This is a genomic window from Streptomyces sp. AF1A (assembly GCF_047340315.1).
GTDB lineage: Bacteria > Actinomycetota > Actinomycetes > Streptomycetales > Streptomycetaceae > Streptomyces.
Genome location: NZ_JBLEBI010000026.1, coordinates 1 through 24,370, shown reverse-complemented (window position 1 = coordinate 24,370; position 24,370 = coordinate 1). Strand labels below are relative to the sequence as shown.

Genomic DNA, 24,370 nt, shown 5'->3' with positions numbered 1-24,370 from the left:
GTGACGCCCCGGGCGAGAGCGCGGGGGACGGACCGCAGCCGGGGCGCCCTCGACGCGACGTCGCTGCCTTCGCGGCCCGGACCGGCGCGACGCACCCCCCGTACCCGTCGGCTGTATCGTGCGGATACGGCAGCCGGACCTGCGGCGTCACGCGGTCCGCGACGGGCGGCGACGGTGCCGCCGTCCCGAGACAGGAGCCGAACGTGCGCGCGCGAGACCTGGCGGTGGAGTACGAGACGGTCGGCCTGGACAGCGATGCTCTCGACGCCGCCCGGCTGATGGCGGCGCACCGGTTGCCCGCACTGCTGGTGGTCGATGAACGGGGGGCGCCGCAAGCGATCCTGCCGGCATCTCAGATGATCAAGGTCCTGGTGCCGGGCTACGTCGTCGAGGACCCCACGCTCGCGGCGGTGGTCGACGAGTCGCACGCCGACCGGCTGTGCGAGGCCCTGGTGGGCCGCACGGTGCGCGAGTGCCTGTCCGAGACCACGCCACGGCCCGTCGTCGCTGCGCCGGACGACACCGCCCTGGAGGTCGCCACGCAGATGGCAAAGCTCCGCAGCCCGCTGGTCGCCGTCGTGGAGAAGGACAGGGCGGCCGTACGCCTGCTCGGCGTGATCACCGCCTCCCATCTGCTGGAGCGGTTGCTGGCCGCCGCTTCCCCCGGCTCGTCGACGCGGTGAGCCGCTCCGGCCGACCACAACGCGGACTCCGGCGACCGGGAACATCACGCAGTCCGCGGTGTCGGGTGCGCACCTGTCAAAGAAGCGTCAAGGACATGTAGGGTTCCCCTCGGTGTGCCGGGAAGTCTGGTCGGCGAGTAGAGGACACGTCTCTCTTCCGATCGGAGCCCGGCCATGGTGCCTGCGGTGGACTTCGGTGCCGCGCCGTTGCCGGCGGTGGTGCCGTCGCGGCCACTGGCCCCGCACCCGCGTGCCCGTCTCCACGGTCCTCCCGGTCGGCGGCGCTCGCGCCGGCGAGGGCCGCCTTCGTCCGATCCGCCGCACGGCCGACCGCACGCCTCGTCGCCGTACGTCCGGCTTCGCCTTCCCGCCCGTCCTCCCCGGCGGTGCCCATGTCTCGCCGCCGCGCCCGCGCCCCGGCCGCGGCGGAATCCGGCACGCGCGGTGTGCCATGGCATACCGCGCGCCTTCTTCCTGATGACGGCGCGGTGACTTCGGGGCTTCCCGGCGGGTCGCGCCCGCGACAAGTGGACCCCCGTACCGACACACCACACCACCCAGCAACCGGAGGACCATGAGCGACTGGCACGGCTGGGCGGCGATCGCCGTCTTCGTCGGCGCGTACGCCTTGATCATCAGCGAGAAGGTCCACCGTGTCGCCGTGGCCCTCGGCGGCGCGGGCCTGATGCTGGCGATCGGTGCCACCGACGACGTCTCGGCGTTCTACTCCGAGGACTCCGGCATCGACTGGAACGTCATCTTCCTGCTGATGGGCATGATGATGATCGTCGGCGTACTGAAGAAGACCGGCGTGTTCGAGTACCTGGCGATCTGGGCGGTCAAGCGGGCCCGGGCGAAACCGTTCCGGGTCATGGCCATGCTCGTCGTCATGACGGCCGTGGTCTCGTCCCTGCTGGACAACGTCACCACGGTGCTGCTGATCGCCCCGGTCACCCTGCTGGTGTGCGAGCGCCTCGCACTGTCCTCGGCGCCGTTCCTCATCGCCGAGGTCATGGCCTCGAACATCGGCGGCACCGCGACCCTGGTCGGCGATCCACCGAACATCATCATCGCCAGTCGCGCGGGGCTGACCTTCAACGACTTCGTCGTCCACCTCGCCCCGCTCGCGGCGCTCCTGGTGCTCGTCCTGCTGGCACTGTGCCGGGTCATGTTCCGCAGCACCTTCGTGTACGACGACGACCGCGCCACCGAGATCATGTCTCTGGAGGAACGCGAAGCCATCAGGAACCCGAGGCTCATGGTCCAGGCCCTGATCGTCCTGGCCCTGGTCATGGCCGGCTTCGTCCTGCACCCGGTGCTGCACTACGCGCCCAGCATCGTCGCTCTGCTCGGGGCGGGGCTCCTCGTCGCCGCCACCACCGTCGACACCAACGAGGTCCTCGCCGAGGTGGAATGGCCCACGCTCGCCTTCTTCGCCGGGCTGTTCATCATGATCGGCGGGCTCATCGACACCGGTGCCGTCGGCGAGGTCTCCCGCGGGCTGGCGGGTCTGATCGGCGGCAACCAGCTGGTCGGCTCCCTGGCCCTGCTCGGCGGTTCGGCGGTCCTCTCGGGCTTGGTCGACAACATCCCGTACGTCGCCACGATGGCGCCCATCACCTCGGCCCTGGCCCGCGACGTGGGCGGAAGCGGCCACCACGTCCTGTGGTGGGCCCTCGCGCTCGGCGCCGACCTCGGGGGCAATGCCACCGCGATCGGTGCCTCCGCCAACGTCGTCGTCCTCGGCATCGCCGAACGCAACCGCCGGCCGATCTCGTTCTGGCAGTTCACCAAGTACGGCCTCGTCGTCACAGCCGTGACCGTCGCCATCTCGCTGGGATACGTGTGGCTCCGCTACTTCGCGGCGGCCTGACGGGACGGCGCCGCGGCCGCCGCGGGGCCGAGAGGCCGTCACCCGCCTGTGTGCCTGCGGGTCCGGATGCGGAAGATGACCAGCCCCACCGCGCTGAACGCGGCGGCCCACCCGAGCCCCAGCGCGAGGTGTCCCCACAGGGCCCTGTGGCCGAATGCCCCGCCGACGGCGAACTGCATGGGGCCGAAGGAGGGAAACCATTGCAGGACCGGCTTGTTGGCGAGGGGGTTGCCCAGGGGGTTCTGCAGGAAGGTGTCCATCAGCCCACCCATGATGATGAGGAAGAAGCCTTCCAGGTCCCGTGCGACCAGGACGCCGAGGAGGAGGCCGAAGGCGCCGTAGGTGAGGGCGATGAGCGCGAATCCTGCGAGTACGGCGAGCCAGCCGGCCCCGGTGGGCCGCCAGAAGAACAGGAGGGCGAGCGCGGTGTAGAGGGCGATCGCGGTGGCGACCGCTGCGACGGCGAGGGTCTTGGCGGCGATGAGGGTGGACTGCCGGTAACCGGCGAACACGAGCCGCCGGTCGAAGGCGAGGGCCTTGCGTACGGCGTCGAAGACGACGAACCCGGTGATCATCGTGACGGAGTTGAGGCCCGCCGAGATCAGGGTGAGCCGGCCACCGTCGACGCGCAGGAGCTGCCCGGTCGCGTACAGCTTGAAGTCGAGTGCCTCGCCCGAGGCCATGGCGTCCATCACCAGGTACCAGACGGGCACGAAGACCAGGAGCAGAAGTCCCGCGAGCCGGTTGCGCGTCTGGTCGCGCACGCAGAAGCGCAGCGCCGTGGGGAACGGGCTGTGGACGGAGCGGATCGTTGACGTCTCAGGCGCCGACACGGTTGCCCTCCCGGGAGGATGCGCGCGGGGTGATGCGGCCGTCGGCGAGGTCGGCCAGCACGTCGAACCGGTCCTGCTCGAAGACGAGGTGCGTGATGATCACGACGGCGCTGCCCCGGGCGCGCAGGTCCTCGACCAGGTCCCAGAACCGCAGATACGTCTCCCAGTCGAAGCCCTGGTACGGCTCGTCCAGGAGGAGGACGTCCGGGTCGTGCAGCAGGGCGAGGGTGAGGTTGAGCTTCTGCCGGGTACCGCCGGACAGCTGCCCGGCGGCCGACCGTGCGTATCGCTCGTAGCCGAGGAGGCGCACGAGTTCGTGACCGCGGTCCAGATCGGGCAGGCGGTGAGCGGCAGCGAAGTAACGCAGGTGCTGCTCGACGGTGAGTGCCGCGTTCAGGACCGGTTCCTGGGGGCAGTAGCCGAGGCTGCCGGGCACCGCGAGCTCGCCGCGGTCCGGGGGCAGCACGCCGGCCAGTATCTTCAGCAGGGTCGATTTGCCGGCGCCGTTCTCGCCGACGACGGCGACGAGTTGCCCCGGCTCCACCGTGAGTTCGGCTCCGCGCAGGACAGGGTGCTTGCCGTAGGACTTGTGCACGTCGGTGGCCCGAAGGACGGGCGCTGGTGGGGGTGTTGAGCAGGGCGCCATGCGCGACCTCCCTATGCGGTGTCTCCTTGCGGTGGGGGTGGTGCCGCGTTCAGTCCGCCCGCGTAGATGCTGAGCATCTCCGGCGCCCACCGGGTCATGCCCTGGGCCGACAAGGGGTCGGTACCGAGGACTTCGGTGAGACGGTCGCGCAGCAGGAACAGTGCCAGGTCGTTGGCGAGGAGCAGGGCGGCGCGCACGGCCGGATCGCGTCCCGGAGCCGCCAGCCCGGCGGTGGCCAGCCCGTCCAGCGCGGCCCTGCTCAGGTCGTACAGCCGCCGGAACAGCAGCCGCCCGGCATCCGTGTCGGACAACAGGAGCCGACGCAGATACGCCGGCAGAGGCGAGTCGGCGGGAAGGTGCCGGGCGAACACCTCGCTCAGCGAACCCGCTCCGGCGGCGGGGTCGAGCAACTCGGCGCCGCCCTCGCCCGTGAGCTCACCGAGCATCGCCTCGAAGACGTCCAGCACGTGCTGGTCGACTTCCCGGCGCAGTCCCTCCTTCGACCCGAAGTGGTGCACGACCAGACCCGGCGACACATCCGCGGCGGCGGCGATCCGTCGCACGGTGACCGCCTCCGGACCGTGCGCGGCGAACAGGCGCAGGGCCTCGTCGCGGATGACCGCCCGCGCGGTCCGATCGTCGGGGATTGAACGCATGTACAGCATACTAAACAAATGTTCAGTCGCTGTCCAGGGCGCCGATCCGCCGAGCGGCGGCAACCGTGCCGGTGCGTCCGGGAAAGCCGGCTGCAGGCCGGTGCGCGTCCTCGAACACCCGGCGACGGCCGACCCGCGCGCGCAACGATGCGGCCTCCGGACACCGCGCCGCAGCTACGGGGTGACGACGCCTCGGCGAAGGCGGGCCGGCGAAGTGCGCCATCGGTACTCCGGGTGTCTGCCGGCTCGGCTTCCGGCTGTGGTGAGCCGGGTCGCCGCCGGTCGGAGCGACCTCTCGACCGGTACGGAAAGGGGCCGTAAGAGTCCCGTCAAGGGTGTGGGGGCGGCCGTATGGGGGCCGTCAACGGACACCCGGAACCGGCCGGAGACGCGCTTTCCTTTTACTCGTCCGATTGAACCGAACCTCACTCCAGGAGTTCGCGATGGCCGATGTGGCCTTCGTTGTCAGCGTGCTTGCGAGTTTCGCGCTGGTGGCTCTCGTTGCCAGGGGGGTGGCGAAGCTGTGACCGTCGAGAACGTTGTCGGTCTGGTCGTGGCCGTCGCTCTGCTGGGATATCTCGTCCTCGCCTTGATTTTCCCGGAGAGGTTCTGAGAGCAGACATGAGTTCCGTACTCGCGGGCGTGCTTCAGTTGCTCGCCCTGATGGGCGCGTTGGCGCTCGTCCATGTCCCTGCCGGCAATTACATGGCCCGGGTCTACTCCTCGAAGAAGCATCTGCGGGTGGAGAGGTGGGTCTACCGGGTCATCGGCGCCGACCCGGACGCGGAGATGGCCTGGCCGGCGTATCTGCGTGGCGTTCTGGCGTTCTCCGTGGCCGGTGTGGTGTTCCTGTATCTGCTGCAGCGGTTGCAGGGGGTGCTGCCGGGTTCACTGGGGTTCTCGTCGGTGAATCCGGCGCAGTCGTTCAACACGGCTGTGTCGTTCGTGACGAACACCAACTGGCAGTCGTATTACGGCGAGCAGACCATGGGGCATGTCGTGCAGACGGCCGGTCTGGCGGTGCAGAACTTCGTCTCCGCGGCGGTCGGTATCGCCGTCGCGGTGGCACTGGTGCGAGGGTTTGCCCGGTCGCGCACGGGTGAGCTGGGCAATTTCTGGTCCGACCTGGTGCGTGGCACGCTGCGGATTCTGGTGCCGATGGCCGCGGTCGCGGCGGTGGTGCTGGTGGCGTGCGGGGCGATCCAGAACTTCTCCGGCATTCATGAGGTCGGGCAGTTCATGGGCGGCTCTCAGCAGTGGAACGGCGGTGCGGTGGCCTCGCAGGAGGCGATCAAGGAACTGGGCACGAACGGCGGCGGCTATTTCAACGCCAACTCCGCCCATCCCTTCGAGAACCCGTCACCGTTCACCAATCTCTTCGAGATCTTCCTGATCCTGGTGATCCCGTTCTCGCTGACCCGCACGTTCGGTGTGATGGCCGGCAGCGTCCGGCAGGGGTACGCGATCCTCGCCACGATGGTCACCATCTGGCTGGGGTTCACCCTCCTGATGATGTGGACGGAATTCGCTCACCACGGTCCGGCGCTCCAGGCGGCGGGCGGCGCGATGGAGGGCAAGGAGGTCCGTTTCGGGGTCGGCGGTTCGTCGATCTTCGCGGTGGCGACGACGCTGACGTCGACGGGTGCCGTGGATTCCTTCCACTCCTCCTTCACCGGGCTGGGGGGCGGGATCACGATGCTGAGCATGATGCTGGGCGAGATCGCGCCCGGCGGCACCGGTTCCGGCCTGTACGGCATCCTGATCATGGCTGTCATCGCGGTGTTCATCGCCGGTCTGACGGTGGGCCGCACGCCCGAGTATCTGGGCAAGAAGATCGGCGGGCGGGAGATGAAGCTCGCCGCCTGCTACATCCTCGTCACCCCCGCCTTGGTGCTGGTGTTCACCGCGTCCTCGATGGCACTGCCGACGCCGCCGCACTCGATGCTGAACTCGGGTGCGCACGGGTTCTCCGAGGTGTTGTACGCGTTCACCTCGGCGGCGAACAACAACGGTTCGGCGTTCGCGGGCCTGAACGCGAACACGGACTGGTTCAACACGATGACCGGGCTGGCGATGCTGTTCGGCCGTTTTCTGCCGATGGTGTTCGTGCTGGCGCTGGCCGGCTCGCTCGCGGAGCAGAAGCCGGTGCCGGTGACCGCGGGAACCCTGCGCACCGAGAAGCCGCTGTTCACCGGTCTGCTGGTGGGCGCGATTTTGATCATCACCGGTCTGACCTACTTCCCGGCGCTCGCGCTGGGCCCACTGGCCGAGGGGCTGGCGTGATGACGACCCGTACAGAGAACTCAGAGGACTCCATGTCCACAGCCGCACCCACCCGGGCGCCCCACCAGGACGCGCCGACCGGGCACAAGCCCGCCGACGGCCGTGTCGGCGCGGGCCTCTTCGATCCCGGGCAGCTTCTGAAGTCGCTGCCGGACGCCGTGCGCAAGCTGGATCCGCGGGTGATGGTCAAGGCGCCCGTGATGTTCGTGGTGTGGATCGGCTCGGTCCTGACCACGGTGTTCTCCCTGCAGGACCCGGGGGACTGGTTCGGCTGGACCATCAGCGCCTGGCTGTGGCTGACCGTCGTCTTCGCCAACCTGGCGGAGGCGGTGGCCGAGGGCCGCGGCAAGGCCCAGGCCGACACCCTGCGCAGGGCCAGGACCGACACCGTGGCCCGGCGGCTGGTGGGCGACTTTGAAGAGCGGGTGCCCGGTACCGAGTTGAAGATCGGTGACCTGGTGGTCTGCGAGGCCGGCGACGTCATCCCCGGTGACGGTGACGTCGTCGAGGGTGTCGCCTCGGTGGACGAGTCGGCCATCACGGGCGAGTCCGCGCCGGTCATCCGCGAGTCCGGCGGTGACCGCTCCGCGGTGACCGGCGGCACCAAGGTCCTCTCGGACCGGATCGTCGTCAAGATCACGACGAAGCCCGGCGAGACCTTCATCGACCGGATGATCAGCCTGGTCGAGGGCGCGGCCCGGCAGAAGACGCCGAACGAGATCGCGCTGAACATCCTGCTCGCCTCGCTGACGATCGTCTTCCTGCTGGCCTGTGCCACGCTGCCGCCGTTCGCGGACTATGCGGGCACGCGCCTGACCATGGTCGTGCTGGTGGCCCTGCTGGTCTGCCTGATCCCGACCACGATCGGCGCCCTGCTCTCCGCGATCGGCATCGCTGGCATGGACCGCCTGGTGCAGCGCAACGTGCTGGCCATGTCCGGCCGCGCGGTCGAGGCCGCCGGGGACGTCTCCACCCTGCTGCTGGACAAGACCGGCACCATCACCCTGGGCAACCGCCGGGCCGCCGAGTTCGTCCCGGTGCGCGGCACCACGGAGGCCCAACTCGCCGACGCCGCCCAACTGTCCTCCCTGGCGGACGAGACGCCCGAGGGCCGCTCCGTCGTCGTCCTGGCCAAGGAGAGGTACGGGCTGCGCGAACGCCACCAGGGCGAACTGGCCGGCTCCGAGTGGATCGCCTTCACCGCCCAGACCCGCATGTCCGGCGTGGACGCCGACGGCCGCAGGATCCGCAAGGGCGCCACCGCCTCGGTCATCGCCTGGGTCGAGGAACAGGGCGGCGAAGTCGCCGCCGACGCGCAGGAGTCGGCCGACCGGATCTCCGAGGCCGGCGGCACCCCGCTGCTGGTCGCCGTCGAGGACGACCGGGGTGCCCGGGTGCTGGGGTTGATCCACCTCAAGGACGTCGTCAAGGACGGCATGCGGGAGCGGTTCGACGAGTTGCGCCGCATGGGCATCAAGACGGTCATGATCACGGGTGACAACCCGCTGACCGCGAAGGCGATCGCCGAGGAGGCGGGTGTCGACGACTTCCTCGCCGAGGCCACCCCCGAGGACAAGATGGCCCTGATCAAGCGGGAGCAGGCCGGCGGGAAGCTGGTCGCGATGACCGGTGACGGCACCAACGACGCTCCCGCGCTGGCCCAGGCGGACGTCGGCGTGGCGATGAACACCGGCACGTCGGCCGCCAAGGAGGCCGGCAACATGGTCGACCTCGACTCCGATCCGACCAAGCTGATCGAGATCGTGGAGATCGGCAAGCAGATGCTGATCACCCGGGGTGCGCTGACGACGTTCTCCATCGCCAACGACGTCGCGAAGTACTTCGCGATCATCCCGGCCCTGTTCGCGGCGGTCCACCCGGGCCTGGACAAGCTGAACATCATGCACCTGTCCTCGCCCGACTCCGCGATCCTGTCCGCGGTCGTCTTCAACGCGCTGATCATCATCGCCCTGGTGCCGCTGTCCCTGAAGGGCGTGCGCTACCGGCCGGTGAGCGCGGACCGGATGCTGCGCCGCAATCTGGGGATCTACGGCATCGGCGGCCTGGTCGCGCCCTTCCTCGGCATCAAGATCATCGACATGCTCATCTCCCTCATCCCCGGAATCGGCTGATCGCCATGAACAACTTCGCAGCCAGCACCGCCCGGTTGCTCGGGGCCGGCCTGAGGGCCCTGCTCGTGCTGACCCTGGTCACCGGCGTCGTCTATCCGCTGGCCGTCACCGGCATCGCCCAGGCGCTGTTCAGCGACAAGGCGAACGGCTCCGAGATCAGGGCGGACGGCAGGGTCGTCGGCTCCTCCCTGATCGGGCAGTCGTACAACCAGCCGCTGAAGAAGGGCCAGAGCATCCCGGACCCGGACCTGACATGGTTCCAGGGCCGCCCGGCGAACGGCCTGGGCACCAACAGCATCAACACGCAGTACAAGCTGATGCTGTCCGGCGCCACCAACCTGGCCGCCGACAGCGGTGCGGTCAACGGCACCTGCCCGGCCGAGCCCGCAGGCGGCACGCTGTGCGCCCAGGTGCTCGCCGCCAGGGCCGCCGTCGTCAAGGACAACTCCGTGCCCGGCTACACGGTCACGCCGGCCCAGGTCCCCGCCGACGCCGTCACCTCCTCCGGATCCGGCCTCGACCCGGACATCTCCCCGGCCTACGCCGACCTCCAGGTCCACCGCGTCGCCGCGCGCAACCACCTGCCCGTCGCCGCCGTGCAGAAGCTCGTCGAGGACCACACGACCGGCCGCACCCTGGGCTTCATCGGCGAACCCCGGGTGAACGTCTTGGAGTTGAACACCGCGCTCAAGGCGCTCACCGCGAAGGAATGACGGTGTTACGCGATCCATGAGGGAGTCGGCGGTCCGGGTGGCACCCCGGTTCCGCCGGCTCCCACCGCCATGACACCGGTCGCCCCGCTTCCGGCGGCCACGGCCCGGCGTACGACAGGAGAGGCACACACCCCGGAGACCTCGTCGTGGGCGGCGTACCGCTCGCCGAGGTCGCCGACGGCTTCGGCATCCCCGTCTACGTCCTGGACGAGGCCGAGGTCCGCGACGGCTGCCGCACCTACCACGCCGCCTTCCCCGACGCCGAAGTCCTCCACGCCGCCGAGGCGTTCCTGTGCCGCGCCATGGCGCACTGGATGGACGCCGGCTTCGGGCAGCCGGACGATCCCCCACCGGCTTGACTGAGGAGGGCCTCGGCCTCGACGTCTGCTCCGCCGGCGAACTCGAACTCGCCGTCACCACCGGCTTCCCGCCCGAGCGGATCGTCCTCCACGGCAACGCCAAGTCCCCGTGCGACATGGACACCGCCCTGCGCCTGGGCGTGGGCCGGATCGTCATCGACAGCCCGTCCGAGATCGCGCGGCTGACCGCAGCCGTCGGGCCGGACGGGCACCAGAAGGTGATGGTCCGGGTCGTCCCCGGGATCGGCGCGGGCGCTCACGACAAGGTCCGCACCGGCACCGAGGACCAGAAGCTCGGCCTGTCCATCGCCGACGGTCACGCCCAGCACGCCGTCGCCCGCATCCTCGGCCAACCGCAGCTCGAACTGACCGGACTGCACTGCCACTTGGGCTCCCAGATTACGTCCGTAAAGCCGTACCTGGTCGCGGTACGCCGCATGGTCGGCCTGATGAGCCGCCTGTACGAGCAGCACGGCCTGGTCCTGCCCGAACTCGACCCCGGCGGCGGCCGCGGCATCGCCTACCGCACCGGCGAGCCCGCCCTCGACCTGACCTCTCTCGCCCGCAAGGTACGCGCAGAACCGGCCGACGCCTGTGCCACGGCCGGAGTCCCCGTGCCCCGCCTCGTCATCGAACCGGGCCGGGCGATCGCCGGCCCCGCCGGCATCGCTCTCTACCGTGTCCTGTCCGTGAAGCGCACCCGCGACACCGTGTTCGTGGCCGTGGACGGCGGCATGAGCGACAAACCCGCCCGGCGCTCTACGGCGTCCGCTGCGCACCCCGCCTGATCGGCCGGGCCAGTACCGCGCACCGCACGCCAGTGGCCGTGGTGGGCCGCCACTGCGAGGCCGGTGACATCCTCGCCGCCGACGTGGACCTTCCCGCTGACGTGCGCCCCGGCGACCTGCTCGCCGTACCCGTGGCCGGTGCCTACCACGTGTCCATGGCCTCCGGTCACAACCTCGTCGGCCGCCCGCCCGTGGTCGCCGTAGGCGACGGACATACCCGTCTCCTCGTCCGCCGGGAGCCCCTGGAGGACGTCCGCCGCCGCGACGTCGGCATGTGATCCGCCCGCACCCCTGAGCTCCCGGCCGGGCCGGCCTTCCCTCCCTCGCCGACCGACCCGCCCGGGCCGTGCCAGGAGGCACAGCGGCGTGCCGGGGTCACCGGCCGGGCCCTGTGCGGGAGGTCACCGACTGGCGGCGGTACCTCATGCGCGGGCCCATGCCGACCGTGCGATCGAGGGGCGGCCGCGTTCTCGCCTGCGTCCGCCGTGACGTGACGGGAATCTCGGTGCGGGGCGGGATGCTGATCCATACCCTGGTCACGCTTCTCGACGGTGGGTGAGGCTGATGGCTCGGGCGGGCCTCGGCATCTGACCGGCGAACCGTCGGCCGACTCAGCGAGCAGCCAGCGTGAATCCCGCAACGACTGGGGGGCGGTGGCTGGCGGACGAGCAGTTGTAAACTCAGGGAACAGCCCTTGACCTGCACAAACGCAGGCAGGGAGCCTACTCGTGGGAGTGCCCCAATGTTCCGTACCATGTTCAAGTCCAAGATCCACCGCGCCACCGTCACCCAGGCCGACCTGCACTACGTGGGATCGGTGACCATCGACGCCGACCTGCTCGACGCCGCCGACCTGCTGCCCGGCGAGCTCGTGCACATCGTGGACATCACCAACGGCGCTCGGCTGGAGACGTACGTCATCGAGGGCGAGCGCGGGTCGGGTGTCATCGGGATCAACGGGGCGGCGGCGCATCTCGTGCATCCGGGGGACCTGGTGATCATCATCAGCTACGCCCAGGTCACCGACGCCGAGGCGCGGGCGCTGCGGCCGCGGGTCGTGCACGTCGACGGCGACAACAGGATCGTGTCCCTCGGCGCCGACCCGTCCGAGCCGGTGCCCGGCTCCGACCAGCGGCGCGGCCCGCAGTCCGTACCGGCCTGAGTCGCGGTCGGGGGAAAGCCGGCCCGCGCCCCACTCGGCCCTGCCGGCTGCTGCCGTCGGGTGAGTGGCCGGGCGGGCGTCGGGTAGGTGGGGGAGTAGTCCAGAGGCGACGTCCAGCGACTGCGCGGAGGACACCGATGACCAACCCGCAACCCGAGCCCGCACCCCCGGCACCGGACCCGTACCCCAGCCCGGTACCGCCGCCGGAGCCGGGGCCCGGCCCGGCACCCACACCACCCCCGCCGAGCCCCACGCCACCCCCTCCGGGGCCCACGCCGCCTCCGCCCCACCCGGGACCGCCGGAGCCCTCGCCGTCTCCGATCCCGCCGGGGCCGGAGCCCGTGCCGAACCCCGAGCCCGGCCCGCCGCTCAGCTGAGCCGGGCTCAGGAAGCGGCCCGGCAAGAAGGAAGCCCAGAGATCGGCAAAAAGAGATCGGCAGAAGAGATCGGCAAGAACGGGTCTTCAGAGATCGGCAAGTAGAGATCAGCCGAAGAGATCGGCAAGAACGGTCTCCATACAGGGGGACTCGACACCGAGGGGCGGTGGGAACGGCGTGGCCGTTCCCACCGCCCCTCGGGCGTGTCGCGCTTTACGCCGAGACCTCCGACCGGTCACCGCCCCACAGCGTGTGGAACGACCCGTCCCGGTCCACCCGCCGGTACGTATGCGCGCCGAAGAAGTCCCGCTGGCCCTGCGTGAGCGCGGCGGGCAACCGCTCGGCCCGCAGCGCGTCGTAGTAGGCCAGCGCCGCCGCGAAGCCCGGGGCCGGCACGCCCTGCCGGGTCGCGGCGATCAGCACCTCGCGCCAGTCGTCCTGCGCCGCCGCGATCTCCTGCGCGAACGTCTCGTCCGACAGCAGGCTCGGCAGGTCGGCGCGGGCGTCGTACGCGGCGCGGATGCGGTCCAGGAAGGCCGCGCGGATGATGCAGCCGCCGCGCCAGATGGCGGACACGGCACCGAGGTCGATGTTCCAGCCGTACTCCTCGCTCCCCGCGGCGAGCTCGTGGAAGCCCTGCGTGTACGACACGATCTTGGACGCGTACAGCGCCTGCTCCACCCGGTCCGCGAAGGCCGCCGCCTCCGACGCGCCGAGCGGGGACGCCGAAGGCCCGGCCAGGTGGCGCGAGGCCGCCCGCAGTGCCGCGTGCCCGGACAAGGAGCGGGCGAAGACCGCCTCCGCGATGCCGGACACCGGGACGCCGAGGTCGAGCGCGATCTGCACCGTCCAGCGGCCGGTGCCCTTCTGCTCGGCCTGGTCGACCACCACGTCCACGAACGGCTTGCCGGTCGCCGCGTCCACGTGGGACAGCACCTCGGCGGTGATCTCGATGAGGTAGGAGTCCAGCCGGCCGGTGTTCCAGGTGCGGAAGATGTCGGCGATCTGCGCCGGCGTGTACCCGGCGACGTCGCGCAGCAGCTGGTAGGCCTCGCCGATCAGCTGCATGTCGGCGTACTCGATGCCGTTGTGGACCATCTTGACGAAGTGCCCGGCGCCGTCGGGACCGCAGTGCGTGACGCAGGGGGCGCCGTCCGCCGCCTTGGCGGAGATCTTCTCCAGCATCGGGCCGAGGGACGCGTACGACTCCTTCGAGCCGCCGGGCATGATGCTCGGCCCGTGCAGCGCGCCCTCCTCACCGCCGGAGATGCCGGTGCCGACGAAGTGGATGCCCTGCTCGCGCAGCTCCCGCTCCCGGCGCCGGGTGTCCGCGAAGTGCGCGTTGCCCCCGTCGATGATCATGTCGCCGGGCTCCAGCAGCGGGGCGAACTCCGCGATCACCGCGTCCGTCGGATCACCGGCCTTCACCATGATCATCAGGCGGCGCGGGCGCTCCAGCGCCGCCACGAAGTCCTTGGCGGACTCGGTGGCGATGAAGTCGCCCTCATGCCCGAACTCCTCCACCAGCGCCTGGGTCCGCGACACCGTACGGTTGTGCACCGCGACCGTGTAGCCGTTGCGCGCGAAGTTCCGGGCCAGGTTGCGGCCCATGACCGCGAGGCCCGTGACGCCGATCTGCGCTGAAGTGCTCATACCGCCTGCTCCCTAGCTGCCTCGTGACTACGGCTCCGTAGGTACGGGTCCTCGCCCATCCTGACGTGCCGCTCCGGCGAGCGCACATCCGACCCGCCAGGCTTGTGTACGTGTCGAGGAGCCCTTCAGCCTCAGCCGTCCCGCAGGCTTCTTGCGATCACCGGCCCGTCTCCTCCCGTGCCGGGGGTTCGGGCCAAGCGAGGCCCGTTCCCGGCCACTTGGCGGCCGGGGGAGGCCGAATTTCCGTCTTGTCATGGCCTGTTCGTGGCGCTTACTTTTGCCCCTCCTGACGCATGCCGAGGGGATTCGGACATGGCCGTACGCGGCCGGCACCGCCGGTACCAGCCGAACAGGATCAACCGCGCCTCGCTGACGGTCACGGCGAGCGGCGCCGGCCTCGCGATCCCGCTGGTCGCCGCCGGCAGCGCCGACGCCGCCGACGCGGCCACCTGGAACAAGGTCGCCGCCTGCGAGTCCAGTGGCGACTGGAGCATCAACACCGGCAACGGCTACTACGGCGGACTCCAGTTCAGCCGGTCCACCTGGGAGGCGTACGGCGGCACCCGGTACGCACCGCGCGCGGACCTCGCCACCCGGGCGGAGCAGATCGCCGTCGCCGAGCGGGTCCTCGACGGGCAGGGGCCGGGCGCCTGGCCGGTGTGCTCGGTGCGGGCCGGTCTGACCCGGGGCGGCGAGAGCCCCGAGCCGCACACCGACGAGGCCGCGACCCGCTCCATGAGGAGCGGCCCGGTGCACGAGGTCGCGCCGCAGACCACCCCGCAGTCCCGCGCCGGCCGGGCCGAGATGTACACGGTGGTGCGCGGCGACACCCTCTCCGGCATCGCCGGCACGCACCACGTCCCGGGCGGGTGGCGGCGGCTCTACGCCGGCAACCGCGCCACCGTCGGCGACGACCCCGACCTGATCCTGCCGGGCCAGCGGCTCAGCCTGCGCACCACCGCCGCGCCCGGCCCGCGCGCCAAGGCCCCGGGGAAGAGGGCGACTTCGCAGCACTCGCACACGAAGCCGACCCACGAAAAACCGACCCATGAGAAGCCGGCCCAGGAGAAGCCGGCGACGCACCGGAGCTCGCCGGCCGGCCTCGCGATGGTCGCCCCGGTCCACGCGCCCATCGGCACCGGGTATCGCGTGGCCGGGCCCCACTGGTCGAAGGGCTACCACACCGGCGTCGACTTCCTGGTGCCGACCGGCACCGCCGTGAAGGCGGCGGCGCCCGGGCAGGTGGTGGCCGCCGGGTGGGGCGGCGCCTACGGTTACCAGGTGGTGATCCGGCACGCCGACGGCCGCTACACCCAGTACGGCCACCTGTCGGCGATCTCGGCGCGGGTCGGCCAGACCGTGGCCGCGGGCCGGCGCATCGGCCGCTCGGGGTCCACTGGAAACGTCACGGGCCCGCATCTGCACTTCGAGGTGCGGACGGGGCCCGGCTTCGGCACGGACATCGACCCGGTCGCCTGGCTGCGGGCCTCGGGCGTCACGATCTGACGCGCGTACGCCGCCGGTCCAGCACCGGCAGCGGTACGGCGACGCCCGCGGTGAGCGCGGTGTACGACGGCGGGAGCACGCGCTCGACGGGCGGTTCGGCGCCGCCGGTGTCCTCGGCGCTGTCGCCCGCGGCCGGGACGAGCAGGTCGCGCAGGTCCGGCGCGGCGAGGACCCCGTCGCCCTCGGCGCCTTCCGCGGCGCTCCGCGCGGCCGTCCGCGGCAACGGCACCCCGAGCGGCGCCGCACCGGCCGCCACCGGAGCCTCGTGCGCCGGCGCGGTGCGCTCGATCCGCTCCGTCGTCAGCATGATCAGGCCGCCCGCCGCCACCACACCGCAGCCCAGCGCGAGCGCGGTGCCCGTGGCTCCGTGGCGGAACGCCTCGCCGAACATCAGGATGCCGACCGCGGCGGCCAGCACCGGGTTGACCACGGTCAGGGTCGCGAGCGGGGCGGCGAGGCCGGCGCCCCGGTAGGAGGCCTGGGACAGCAGGACGCCGGCGACGGCGAACGCGCCGATCAGCGCGAGGGAGGTCGCGGCGCCCGGGCCGATGCCCGCGCTCCAGTCGACGGCGACGGTCTTGGTGAACACCGACGACATGCCGAACGCGATGCCGGAGGCGGTCGCGAGCAGCACGCCGCGCACCGCGGGGTGCCGGTGCGCGGCCCGGCCCGCGCACATCAGCGCCACGACCGCGACGCCGGTGACCAGCGCGACCGCCAGCCGCTGGGCCCCGTCGAGGGCGTGGTCGTCGGAGGAGCCGACCAGGGCGAGCAGTCCGGCGAGGCCCACCGTGGCCATCACGGCACCGCGCCACGCCGTCGCCCCGGCCCGGCGGCCGACGCACAGCGCCGCCAGGGGCAGTGCGAAGACGATGGTCAGCGCGCCGAGCGGCTGGACGATGCTGAGCGGGCCGTAGGCCAGCGCCACGACGTGCAGCACGCCCCCGAGGCCGTTGAGCGCCAGCGCGCCCCACCAGCCCGGCCGCCGCAGCGGCAGGTAGGCGCTGCCGCGAGAGGACACCGCGACCCGCTCCTGCACGATCGCGCCGCCCGCGTAGGCGAGGGCGGACACGAACGACAGGAGCACGGAGAGCGCCAGTGCGCTCATCTGCGTCTCCTCTGTGTGCGGCGGGGGCGCTGGGCCCCGCGCGGCGGACGGTCGGCGTGCATGAGCAAACACTCTGCCCGGCCGCGCTCTTCCCGTCGTCGTCCCTGAGCACGCCCTGCGTCCTACTCCCGATGGAGTACACGGGCCGCGTGATCATCCCCTGGGTGGGTGTCGCGGGGTGGAGACCCCGGGGAGCGGTCCACGATCGCCCCTGGTACCACTGTCCGACGTGGACCTCGATCCCGAACTCGCCGAGCTCCGCCCGCTGGGCGGCTTCTTCGTGCTGCGCACGGCCCCGCCCGCGGGCACAGCCGCCGGCGCACCGGACCTTGCACGACTGCCGACGCTCGCGGAGGCCTACGCGGACCCGGCGCTCGCACACGGCGCGCTGACGTCCCGCGTCGCGACGGTCGCGGCACGCCTGCGCACCCCGGAGCCGCGGGTCGCGGCGTCCATCGGCCATCAGGGGCTCGCCGCCCGCCTGTGGTCGGCCGCCCTCGGCTGCGCCGTGCTGTACGGGCGGCTGCCGGACCTGGACCCGCGTCTGCTGCGCTGGGACCCCGCCGCGTCCGCTCCGGAGGACCTGTGGCTCACCGCGGTCCGCCCGGGCCCCGGGGACGCGGCCGCCCTCGCGGACGCGGTGCTGCACGGGCATCTGCAACCCCTGGGGGAGACCCTGACAGCCCGCTACGGCATCGCGGCGGGCCTGCTGTGGGGCAACGCCGCATCCGCGCTCGCCGGCGCGGCGCGGGAGCTGGACCGCTGGGCCCGCGCCCACGGCCGCGGGGACGCGGCGGTGCGGGCCGGTGTCCTCGCCGGTGAACTCCTCGCCCATCCCCTGCTGCGCACCACCGGCACCCGTACCGGCACGGCCTTCCGCCGCCGCAGCTGCTGCCTGTACTACCGGGTGCCCGGCGGCGGGGTCTGCGGCGACTGCTGCTTCGCCCGGCCGCCGCGCTCTTCCCCGGGCGCCGCATCTGAGTGACCATGGGGGGACCTGCCGGCGAGACCAGGGGGTTGTCGGGTGCGAGTGGGACTGCTGACCCGGGAGTACCCCCCGGACGTGTACGGCGGCGCCGGTGTCCATGTGGAGTTCCTGGCACGCGAGTTGACCTCCCTGGTGGACCTGGAGGTGCACTGCTGGGGCGAGGGCCGCGGCGTCGGGGTCGTGCGCCACCGGCCCTGGTCCGCGCTCGACGGCTCCAACGACGCGCTGCGCACCTTCTCCGTCGACCTCTCGATCGCCGCCGCCCTGGAGGGCCGCGAACTCGTCCACTCCCACACCTGGTACGCCGGTCTCGCCGGGAACCTCGCCAAGCTGCTGTACGGCGTCCCGCACGTGGTCACCGCCCACTCCCTGGAGCCGCTGCGCCCCTGGAAGGCCGAGCAACTCGGCGGCGGATACGCCCTGTCGAGCTGGGCGGAGCGCACCGCGGTGGAGGGCGCCGACGCGGTGATCGCCGTCTCGGCCGCCATGCGCGCCGACATCCTCGCCTGCTACCCGGACCTCGATCCGGCCCGCGTGCACGTCGTGCACAACGGCATCGACACCCGCCTGTACCGGCCCGACCAGGGCACCGAGGCCCTCACCCGGCACGGCATCGACCCCACCCGCCCGTACGTGCTGTTCGTCGGCCGCATCACCCGGCAGAAGGGCGTGCCCCATCTGCTGCGCGCGGTCCGGGGGATCGAATCCGGCGTCCAGGTCGTGCTGTGCGCGGGCGCGCCCGACACCCCGGAGATCGACCGGGAGTTCCGGGAGCTGTTCGAGGAGCTGAGCCGGGACCGGGACGGCGTGTTCTGGATCCCGCAGATGCTGCCGCGCGCGGAGGTCGTCCAACTCCTCACCCGGGCGGCCGTGTTCGCCTGCCCCTCGGTGTACGAGCCGCTCGGCATCGTGAACCTGGAGGCGATGGCGTGCGGCACGCCGGTGGTGGCCTCCCGGGTGGGCGGGATCCCCGAGGTGGTGGCCGACGGCCGCACCGGGCTGCTGGTCGACGTGGGCGACGACCCCGGGGCCTTCGAGGCGGGCCTGGCCCGGGCGCTGGACACCGTCCTCGGCGACCCGGAGGCGGCCCGGCGGATGGGGGAGGCCGGACGGGCGCGCGCCGTCGGCGAGTTCGGCTGGGACGCGGTGGCCCGGCGCACCGCCGCCCTCTACGAGGACGTCCTCAAGCAGGCTTAGCCCGCGCTTGCGGGGGCAGCCATGGATCTACCAGGGTGAGGGGAGCGGCCATGCGTCGTGGTGGACCGTCGGTTCTCGGCATCGTGCTCGCCGGCGGCGAGGGCAAGCGCCTGATGCCGCTCACGGCCGACCGCGCCAAACCCGCGGTCACCTTCGGCGGCACCTACCGGCTCGTCGACTTCGTGCTGTCCAACCTGGTCAACGGCGACATCCTGCGGATCTGCGTGCTGACCCAGTACAAGTCGCACTCGCTGGACCGGCACATCACCACCACCTGGCGGATGTCCAGCCTGCTCGGCAACTACGTCACGCCGGTCCCGGCGCAGCAGCGGCTCGGTCCGCGCTGGTACCTCGGCAGCGCCGACGCGATCCTGCAGTCGCTGAACCTCGTGTACGACGAACAGCCCGAGTACGTGGCCGTGTTCGGCGCCGACCACGTGTACCGCATGGACCCGCGCCAGATGCTGCGGCAGCACATCGAGAGCGGCGCGGGTGTGACCGTGGCCGGCATCCGCGTGCCGCGCGCGGAGTCGTCCTCGTTCGGGGTGATCACGCCGGGCTCGGACGGCCTGACGGTGGAGCGCTTCCTGGAGAAGCCGCCCGACCCGCCGGGCCTGCCGGACGAACCGGAGAGCGTCTTCGCCTCCATGGGCAACTACGTCTTCACCACCAAGGCCCTCGTCGAGGCACTGCACCGGGACGCCGAGGACAGCCAGTCCGCGCACGACATGGGCGGTTCGATCCTGCCCCAGCTCACCGCCCGCGGCGAGGCGCAGCTGTACGACTTCGGCGACAACCACGTGCCCGGCGAGACCAGCCGCGACCAGGGCTACTGGCGGGACGTGGGCACCCTGGACGCCTACTACGAGGCCCACATGGACCTCATCGCCGAGCGGCCCGCCTTCAACCTCTACAACCGGCAGTGGCCCGTCTACACCCACTCGGGCCAGCTCTCCCCGGCCCGCTTCACCGCGGGCGGCATGGCGAGCGAGTCCATCATCAGCGCCGGCTGTCTGATCCGCGGTCAGGTCACGCGATCGGTCCTGTCCCCGGGCGTCCGTGTCGACCCGGGCGCGGTGGTCCAGGGCTCGGTGCTCCACGACAACGTCCGCATCGGCCGCGGCGCCGTGGTGCGCGGTGCCGTCCTGGACAAGAACGTGGAGGTGCCGCCCGGCGCCACGATCGGCGTCAACCCGGAGCGGGACGCCGAGCTGTACACGGTCTCCAAGGGCGGGGTCATCGCCCTGGGCAAGGGGCGGCGGGTGTCGTAGCGCCCGCCTGCCCGGCGCCGGGGCGCACCCCGCCGGCACCCGTGGCGCCACCCCGATGGAGCAAGCCATCGCACGCGCGTGCGGGCGCACCCGCCCGCGGCCGACCGGAGCGAGCCGGCGCCGGTGCGCACCGCCATGGCCGATCGTGCCGTAATCGCCCGTGGCCAGGGGGGAGTTCGGCGCGCGCTCCAGTGACCTTTGCCGTTCGGCTCGCGTTGCCCTGACGCGACGCGTTTCGCGTACCCCCTCTGGGATGCCCGGATTTGCGTCGCCCGCCCTTCACGATGCAGGCAACGATGTCGAACCTTCGGAGGTCACCCGACATGAGAGGGACCCGGTGCACGCGGCTGTGTGTGGCCGGGGTGATGGCAGCGTCCACGCTGATCGCCACCCCCGCCGCACGGGCCGCCGAGCGGACCGACGGCCACCTCACCGACCTGGTCAACCCCTTCATCGGGACCCAGAACGAGGGCAACACCTTCCCCGGCGCGGCCGTGCCCTTCGGCATGGTGCAGCTCTCCCCGGACACCGGGCACATGACCGGCTACGACTACGCGCAGAGCCGCATCCGCGGCTTCTCGCTGGTCCATCTCTCGGGCGTCGGCTGCCGCATCGGCGGCGACCTGCCGGTGCTGCCCACCACCGGCGACGTCACCCAGACGGACGCCGCCCAGTACGCGGCCGCCTTCTCGCACCAGGACGAGGGGGCGAGCCCCGGCTACTACCACGTCGGCCTCGCCTCCGGCATCCGCGCCGAGCTGACCGCCACCGAGCGCACCGGCGTGCAGCGCTACACCTTCCCCGCCACCGGCAAGGCCAACGTCCTGCTGAACGCGGCCCAGTCGCTGCACAAGCGGGTCAGCAGCACCGTCGAGATCCTCGACGACCGCACCGTGCGCACGGAGATCACCGGCCACGGCTTCTGCCGCGACACCGGCCCGTACACGGTCTACACGATCACCCGGTTCAGCCGGCCCTTCACCGCGTACGGCACCTGGGACGGCTCCACCGTCACCCCCGGCGCCCGCAGCGGGCCGGGCGGCGCCTACCTCCGGTTCGACACCACCAGGGACCGCACCGTCGAGGCGACCACCGCGCTGTCGTACGTCGACTCGCGCGGCGCCGCCACCAACCTGCGCGCGGAGGGCGGCCGGTCCTTCGACGCCGTACGCCGCCGTGCCCGGCAGCTGTGGGAGGCGAGGCTCGCCGACGTGCGTGTCCAGGGCGGCACGACCACGCTGCGCCGCACGTTCTACTCCTCGCTGTACCGGTCGTTCCTCGCGCCCAACATCGGCAGCGACGCCGACGGCCGCTACTTCGGCTGGGACCGCCGCACCCACTACGCCAAGGGCTTCACGTACTACCAGAACTGGTCCCTGTGGGACACCTACCGCACCCAGGCCCAGCTGCTCGCCCTGCTCGCGCCGCGCGAGGCCCGGGACATGGCCCGGTCGGTGGTGGCGATCGACGAGGACGGCGGCTGGCTGCCCAAGTGGGGCTACGGCCCGGTCGAGACGAATGTCATGAGCGGCGACCCGGTCACCCCCTTCCTGACCACCGCCTACCACATGGGCCTGCTGAAGGGCTTCGAGGAACGGGCCTACCGCGCGCTGAAGAAGAACGCCGACGGCGTGCCGCCCGCCGAGTACCCGGGCATCGGGCGGGAGGCCAACGCCGAGTACATCGCGCGGGGTTTCGCGCCGTTCGTCAAGGACCGCCCGCTCGCCAAGATGGGCGACTCCGACTACCACCACGGCGCCTCCGTCACCCTGGAGTACGCCCTCGCCGACGCCATGCTGGCCCAGATGGCCCGTGGGCTCGGGCACCCGGCCGACGCCGCACGGTACGCGGCCCGGTCGCGCGCCTACCGGAACATCTTCGACCCCAGCACCGGCTTCTTCCGCGCCCGCGACGCCTCCGGCGCGTTCACCGGCTCGGCCGACCCGGCGCTCGGCACCGGGTTCCACGAGGGCACCGCCTGGCAGTACCAGTGGCTCGTCCCGCAGGACCTGCCCGGCGTGGTGCGCCTCATCGGCGGCAAGCGCGCGGCCAACGACCGGCTGGACGCGTTCTTCGCCTACGACCGCCTGCTCGCCGACCCGGCGCGGACCGCCCGCGAGGTGTGGGTGCACGGCGACCCGTACGCCTACTACAACGCCGCCGTATACAACCCGATGAACGAGCCCGACCTCATCGCGCCCTACACCTATCTCTCCACCGGCCAGCCCTGGAAGACCACCGACGTGGTCCACGCGGCCCTGACCCTGTTCACCGACGGCCCCACCGGCATCACCGGCAACGACGACCTCGGCACGATGTCCGCCTGGAACGTGCTGTCGTCCATCGGGCTGTTCCCGATCCAGCCCGGCTACGACACCTGGGGCCTGTCCACCCCGCTCTTCGACCGGGTCGAGCTCACCCTGGACCGGCGCTACTGGCCCGGCGGCCGGCTGACCGTGACCGCGCCCGGCACCTCGGCGACCGAGCGCTACGTCCAGAGCGTGCGCGCCGACGGCAGGCCCCACGGGCGGACCTATCTGACGACGGGTGCGCTGCGCTCCCTGCGCTCGCTCGCGTTCACGGTCGGCCCGCGCCCGTCGGAGTGGGGTACGTCACCCCAGGCGGCGCCTCCGGTGCTGAAGTGACCTCAGGAGTCTCCTGAGTTCCGCCTCTTTCGGAGAGGCGGGCCTTCATCTGCTGTTAACTGAGCGTAGCCTGATCGTACTTGACCGTAATCGTCAATCAGGGATTGACTGCAGATCCATCCTTCGTCGACGCGCGAGGCAAGCCCTTGACTTCCGACCCGCTCGCTCCACTCGACCTGGCCTTCTGGAACATGGAGTCCGACCGCCACCCGATGCACCTGGGTGCGCTCGGCGTCTTCGGCGCGCACTCGCCCACCGCCGGGGCGCATGCCGCCGACCTGCTCGCCGCGCGTGCCGCCGCCGTTCCGGGGCTGCGCATGCGCATCCGCGACGTCTGGCAGCCGCTCGCCTTCGGCGGTGCCATCCGCGAGAGCGATCCGGACTTCGATCCGCTGAACCACGTACGGCTGCACGCCCCGACCGCCGACTTCCACGCGGCGGCCGGACGGCTGATGGAGCGCCCGCTGGAGCGCGGCCGCCCGCCGTGGGAGGCGCACGTGCTGCCCGGCGAGGACGGTGTCTCCTTCGCCGTGCTGTTCAAGTTCCACCACGCCCTCGCCGACGGGCTGCGCGCGCTGAAGCTCGCCGCCGGCGTCCTGGACCCGGTGGACCTGCCCCAGCGGCCGCCCCGCGCCGTCGAGCCGCCGCGCCGTCTGCTGCCGGACGTGCGCCGGCTGCCCGCGATGCTCCCGGGACTGTTCCGCGACGCGCTGTCCGACGTCGGCCGGGCCCTGGACATCGGCGCCTCCCTCGCCCTGTCCACCCTCCGCATGCGGCCCACCTCCGCGCTGACCTCCGCCCCCAGCGGCACCCGCCGCACCGCCGGGGTCGTCCTCGACATCGACGACGTGCACCGCGTGCGCAAGAACGTCGGCGGCACCGTGAACGATGTGCTCATCGCCGTCGTCGCGGGCGCGCTGCGCCGCTGGCTGGACGAGCGCGGCGACGGCAGCAAGGGCGTGGCGCCGCGCGCGCTCATCCCGGTCTCCCGGCGCCGTCCGCGCACCGCCCACCCACAGGGCAACCGGCTCTCCGGTTACCTGATACGGCTTCCGGTCGACGAGCCGGACGCGCTGGGGCGGCTCGGCGCGGTCCGCACGGCGATGATGCGCAACAAGGACGCGGGCTCCGACCGGGGCGCCGGTGCGGTGGCGCTGCTCGCGGACCACGTGCCGGCGATCGGGCACCGGCTCGGCGGCCCGCTGGTCGGCCAGGCCGCCCGGCTGTGGTTCGACATCCTCGTCACCAGCGTGCCGATGCCCGGGATCGGGCTGCGGCTCGGCGGCCACGAACTGACCGAGGTGTATCCGCTGGCCCCGCTCGCGCCGGGGCAGTCGCTGGCGGTCGCCATCTCGACCTACCGCGGCCGTGTGCACTACGGCCTGGTCGCCGACGCGCAGGCCGTGCCGGACCTGGACCGGTTCGCGCACGCGCTGCTGGCCGAGGTGGAGACACTGCTGGCCGTCTGCGACGTCTGAGCCCGGCCGCCCGCCGCAG

The 24,370-nt window shown here is 71.9% G+C and carries 18 protein-coding genes and 1 pseudogene; 14 read left to right on the top strand and 5 right to left on the bottom strand.

Translation table 11 applies throughout. The features are described from left to right. Positions 1 to 203: 203 nt before the first annotated feature. Together ACLU3S_RS11360 and ACLU3S_RS11355 are read left to right on the top strand one after the other, a co-directional pair. On the top strand, positions 204 to 683 hold the full coding sequence (locus ACLU3S_RS11360; protein WP_413951650.1) for a CBS domain-containing protein: 480 nt from the start codon (positions 204 to 206) through the stop codon (positions 681 to 683). A gap of 574 nt (positions 684 to 1,257) precedes the next feature. Beyond that, a complete protein-coding gene (locus ACLU3S_RS11355) occupies positions 1,258 to 2,556 on the top strand; it encodes an SLC13 family permease (protein ID WP_413951649.1) in 1,299 nt (432 codons plus the stop codon). Between the two features lie 38 nt (positions 2,557 to 2,594). Here ACLU3S_RS11355 and ACLU3S_RS11350 read toward each other — a convergent pair whose 3' ends face one another. The 3 genes from ACLU3S_RS11350 to ACLU3S_RS11340 are packed head-to-tail and all read right to left on the bottom strand — an operon-like array spanning position 2,595 to position 4,691. Further along, on the bottom strand, positions 2,595 to 3,389 hold the full coding sequence (locus ACLU3S_RS11350) for a hypothetical protein (protein WP_413951648.1): 795 nt from the start codon (positions 3,387 to 3,389) through the stop codon (positions 2,595 to 2,597). Then, positions 3,376 to 4,035 carry an ABC transporter ATP-binding protein gene (locus ACLU3S_RS11345; RefSeq protein ID WP_413951647.1) on the bottom strand — a complete coding sequence of 220 codons (660 nt, stop codon included), beginning with the start codon at positions 4,033 to 4,035 and terminating at the stop codon, positions 3,376 to 3,378. The genes ACLU3S_RS11350 and ACLU3S_RS11345 overlap by 14 nt, the downstream gene beginning before the upstream one ends. Before the next feature lie 11 nt (positions 4,036 to 4,046). Then, positions 4,047 to 4,691, bottom strand: a complete 645-nt coding sequence (locus ACLU3S_RS11340) for a TetR/AcrR family transcriptional regulator (protein ID WP_413951646.1) — start codon at positions 4,689 to 4,691, stop codon at positions 4,047 to 4,049. Between the two features lie 523 nt (positions 4,692 to 5,214). Between ACLU3S_RS11340 and kdpF the strand changes: the two genes are divergently transcribed. The 6 genes and pseudogenes from kdpF to panD all read left to right on the top strand — a co-directional run bounded on the left by kdpF (position 5,215) and on the right by panD (position 12,128). Beyond that, complete coding sequence (kdpF, locus tag ACLU3S_RS11335) at positions 5,215 to 5,304, top strand: K(+)-transporting ATPase subunit F (protein ID WP_037770757.1); 90 nt, start codon at positions 5,215 to 5,217, stop codon at positions 5,302 to 5,304. A gap of 8 nt (positions 5,305 to 5,312) precedes the next feature. After that, on the top strand, positions 5,313 to 6,974 hold the full coding sequence (gene kdpA, locus ACLU3S_RS11330) for a potassium-transporting ATPase subunit KdpA (protein WP_413951645.1): 1,662 nt from the start codon (positions 5,313 to 5,315) through the stop codon (positions 6,972 to 6,974). A gap of 32 nt (positions 6,975 to 7,006) precedes the next feature. Further along, entirely contained in the window at positions 7,007 to 9,106 is a 2,100-nt protein-coding gene (gene kdpB / locus ACLU3S_RS11325; RefSeq protein ID WP_413951644.1) for a potassium-transporting ATPase subunit KdpB, read from the top strand. A gap of 5 nt (positions 9,107 to 9,111) precedes the next feature. Further along, entirely contained in the window at positions 9,112 to 9,819 is a 708-nt protein-coding gene (locus tag ACLU3S_RS11320; RefSeq protein ID WP_413951643.1) for a potassium-transporting ATPase subunit C, read from the top strand. A gap of 131 nt (positions 9,820 to 9,950) precedes the next feature. Continuing rightward, positions 9,951 to 11,244, top strand: a pseudogene (gene lysA, locus ACLU3S_RS11315) (diaminopimelate decarboxylase); the annotation flags it as partial. Between the two features lie 464 nt (positions 11,245 to 11,708). Beyond that, the gene (gene panD / locus ACLU3S_RS11310) at positions 11,709 to 12,128 is read left to right on the top strand and encodes an aspartate 1-decarboxylase (RefSeq protein ID WP_413951642.1); all 420 of its coding nucleotides are present in this window, start codon (positions 11,709 to 11,711) and stop codon (positions 12,126 to 12,128) included. Positions 12,129 to 12,718: 590 nt separating this feature from the next. Here the strand turns inward: panD and gndA are convergent. After that, complete coding sequence (gene gndA, locus ACLU3S_RS11305) at positions 12,719 to 14,158, bottom strand: NADP-dependent phosphogluconate dehydrogenase (RefSeq protein ID WP_413951641.1); 1,440 nt, start codon at positions 14,156 to 14,158, stop codon at positions 12,719 to 12,721. 312 nt (positions 14,159 to 14,470) lie between these two features. Here gndA and ACLU3S_RS11300 point away from each other — a divergent pair, with 312 nt between their 5' ends. After that, on the top strand, positions 14,471 to 15,664 hold the full coding sequence (locus tag ACLU3S_RS11300; RefSeq protein ID WP_413951640.1) for a transglycosylase family protein: 1,194 nt from the start codon (positions 14,471 to 14,473) through the stop codon (positions 15,662 to 15,664). On the opposite strand, the gene ACLU3S_RS11295 is transcribed toward ACLU3S_RS11300, so the two are convergent. After that, a complete protein-coding gene (locus ACLU3S_RS11295; RefSeq protein WP_413951639.1) occupies positions 15,654 to 16,772 on the bottom strand; it encodes a DMT family transporter in 1,119 nt (372 codons plus the stop codon). The two genes, ACLU3S_RS11300 and ACLU3S_RS11295, sit on opposite strands and share 11 nt — an antisense overlap. Before the next feature lie 229 nt (positions 16,773 to 17,001). Here ACLU3S_RS11295 and ACLU3S_RS11290 point away from each other — a divergent pair, with 229 nt between their 5' ends. From ACLU3S_RS11290 to ACLU3S_RS11270, 5 genes are all read left to right on the top strand, one after another. After that, the gene (locus tag ACLU3S_RS11290; protein ID WP_413951638.1) at positions 17,002 to 17,757 is read left to right on the top strand and encodes a (2Fe-2S)-binding protein; all 756 of its coding nucleotides are present in this window, start codon (positions 17,002 to 17,004) and stop codon (positions 17,755 to 17,757) included. A 39-nt stretch (positions 17,758 to 17,796) separates the two neighbouring features. Then, on the top strand, positions 17,797 to 18,957 hold the full coding sequence (gene glgA, locus ACLU3S_RS11285) for a glycogen synthase (protein ID WP_413951637.1): 1,161 nt from the start codon (positions 17,797 to 17,799) through the stop codon (positions 18,955 to 18,957). Positions 18,958 to 19,007: 50 nt separating this feature from the next. Then, positions 19,008 to 20,228: a glucose-1-phosphate adenylyltransferase gene (glgC, locus tag ACLU3S_RS11280; RefSeq protein ID WP_413951636.1), complete on the top strand. Its 1,221-nt coding sequence runs from the start codon at positions 19,008 to 19,010 to the stop codon at positions 20,226 to 20,228. Between the two features lie 323 nt (positions 20,229 to 20,551). After that, positions 20,552 to 22,873, top strand: coding sequence for a GH92 family glycosyl hydrolase (locus ACLU3S_RS11275; RefSeq protein WP_413951635.1), 2,322 nt, complete (start codon positions 20,552 to 20,554; stop codon positions 22,871 to 22,873). Positions 22,874 to 23,019: 146 nt separating this feature from the next. Next, complete coding sequence (locus tag ACLU3S_RS11270) at positions 23,020 to 24,351, top strand: wax ester/triacylglycerol synthase family O-acyltransferase (protein ID WP_413951634.1); 1,332 nt, start codon at positions 23,020 to 23,022, stop codon at positions 24,349 to 24,351. Positions 24,352 to 24,370 lie beyond the last annotated feature (19 nt).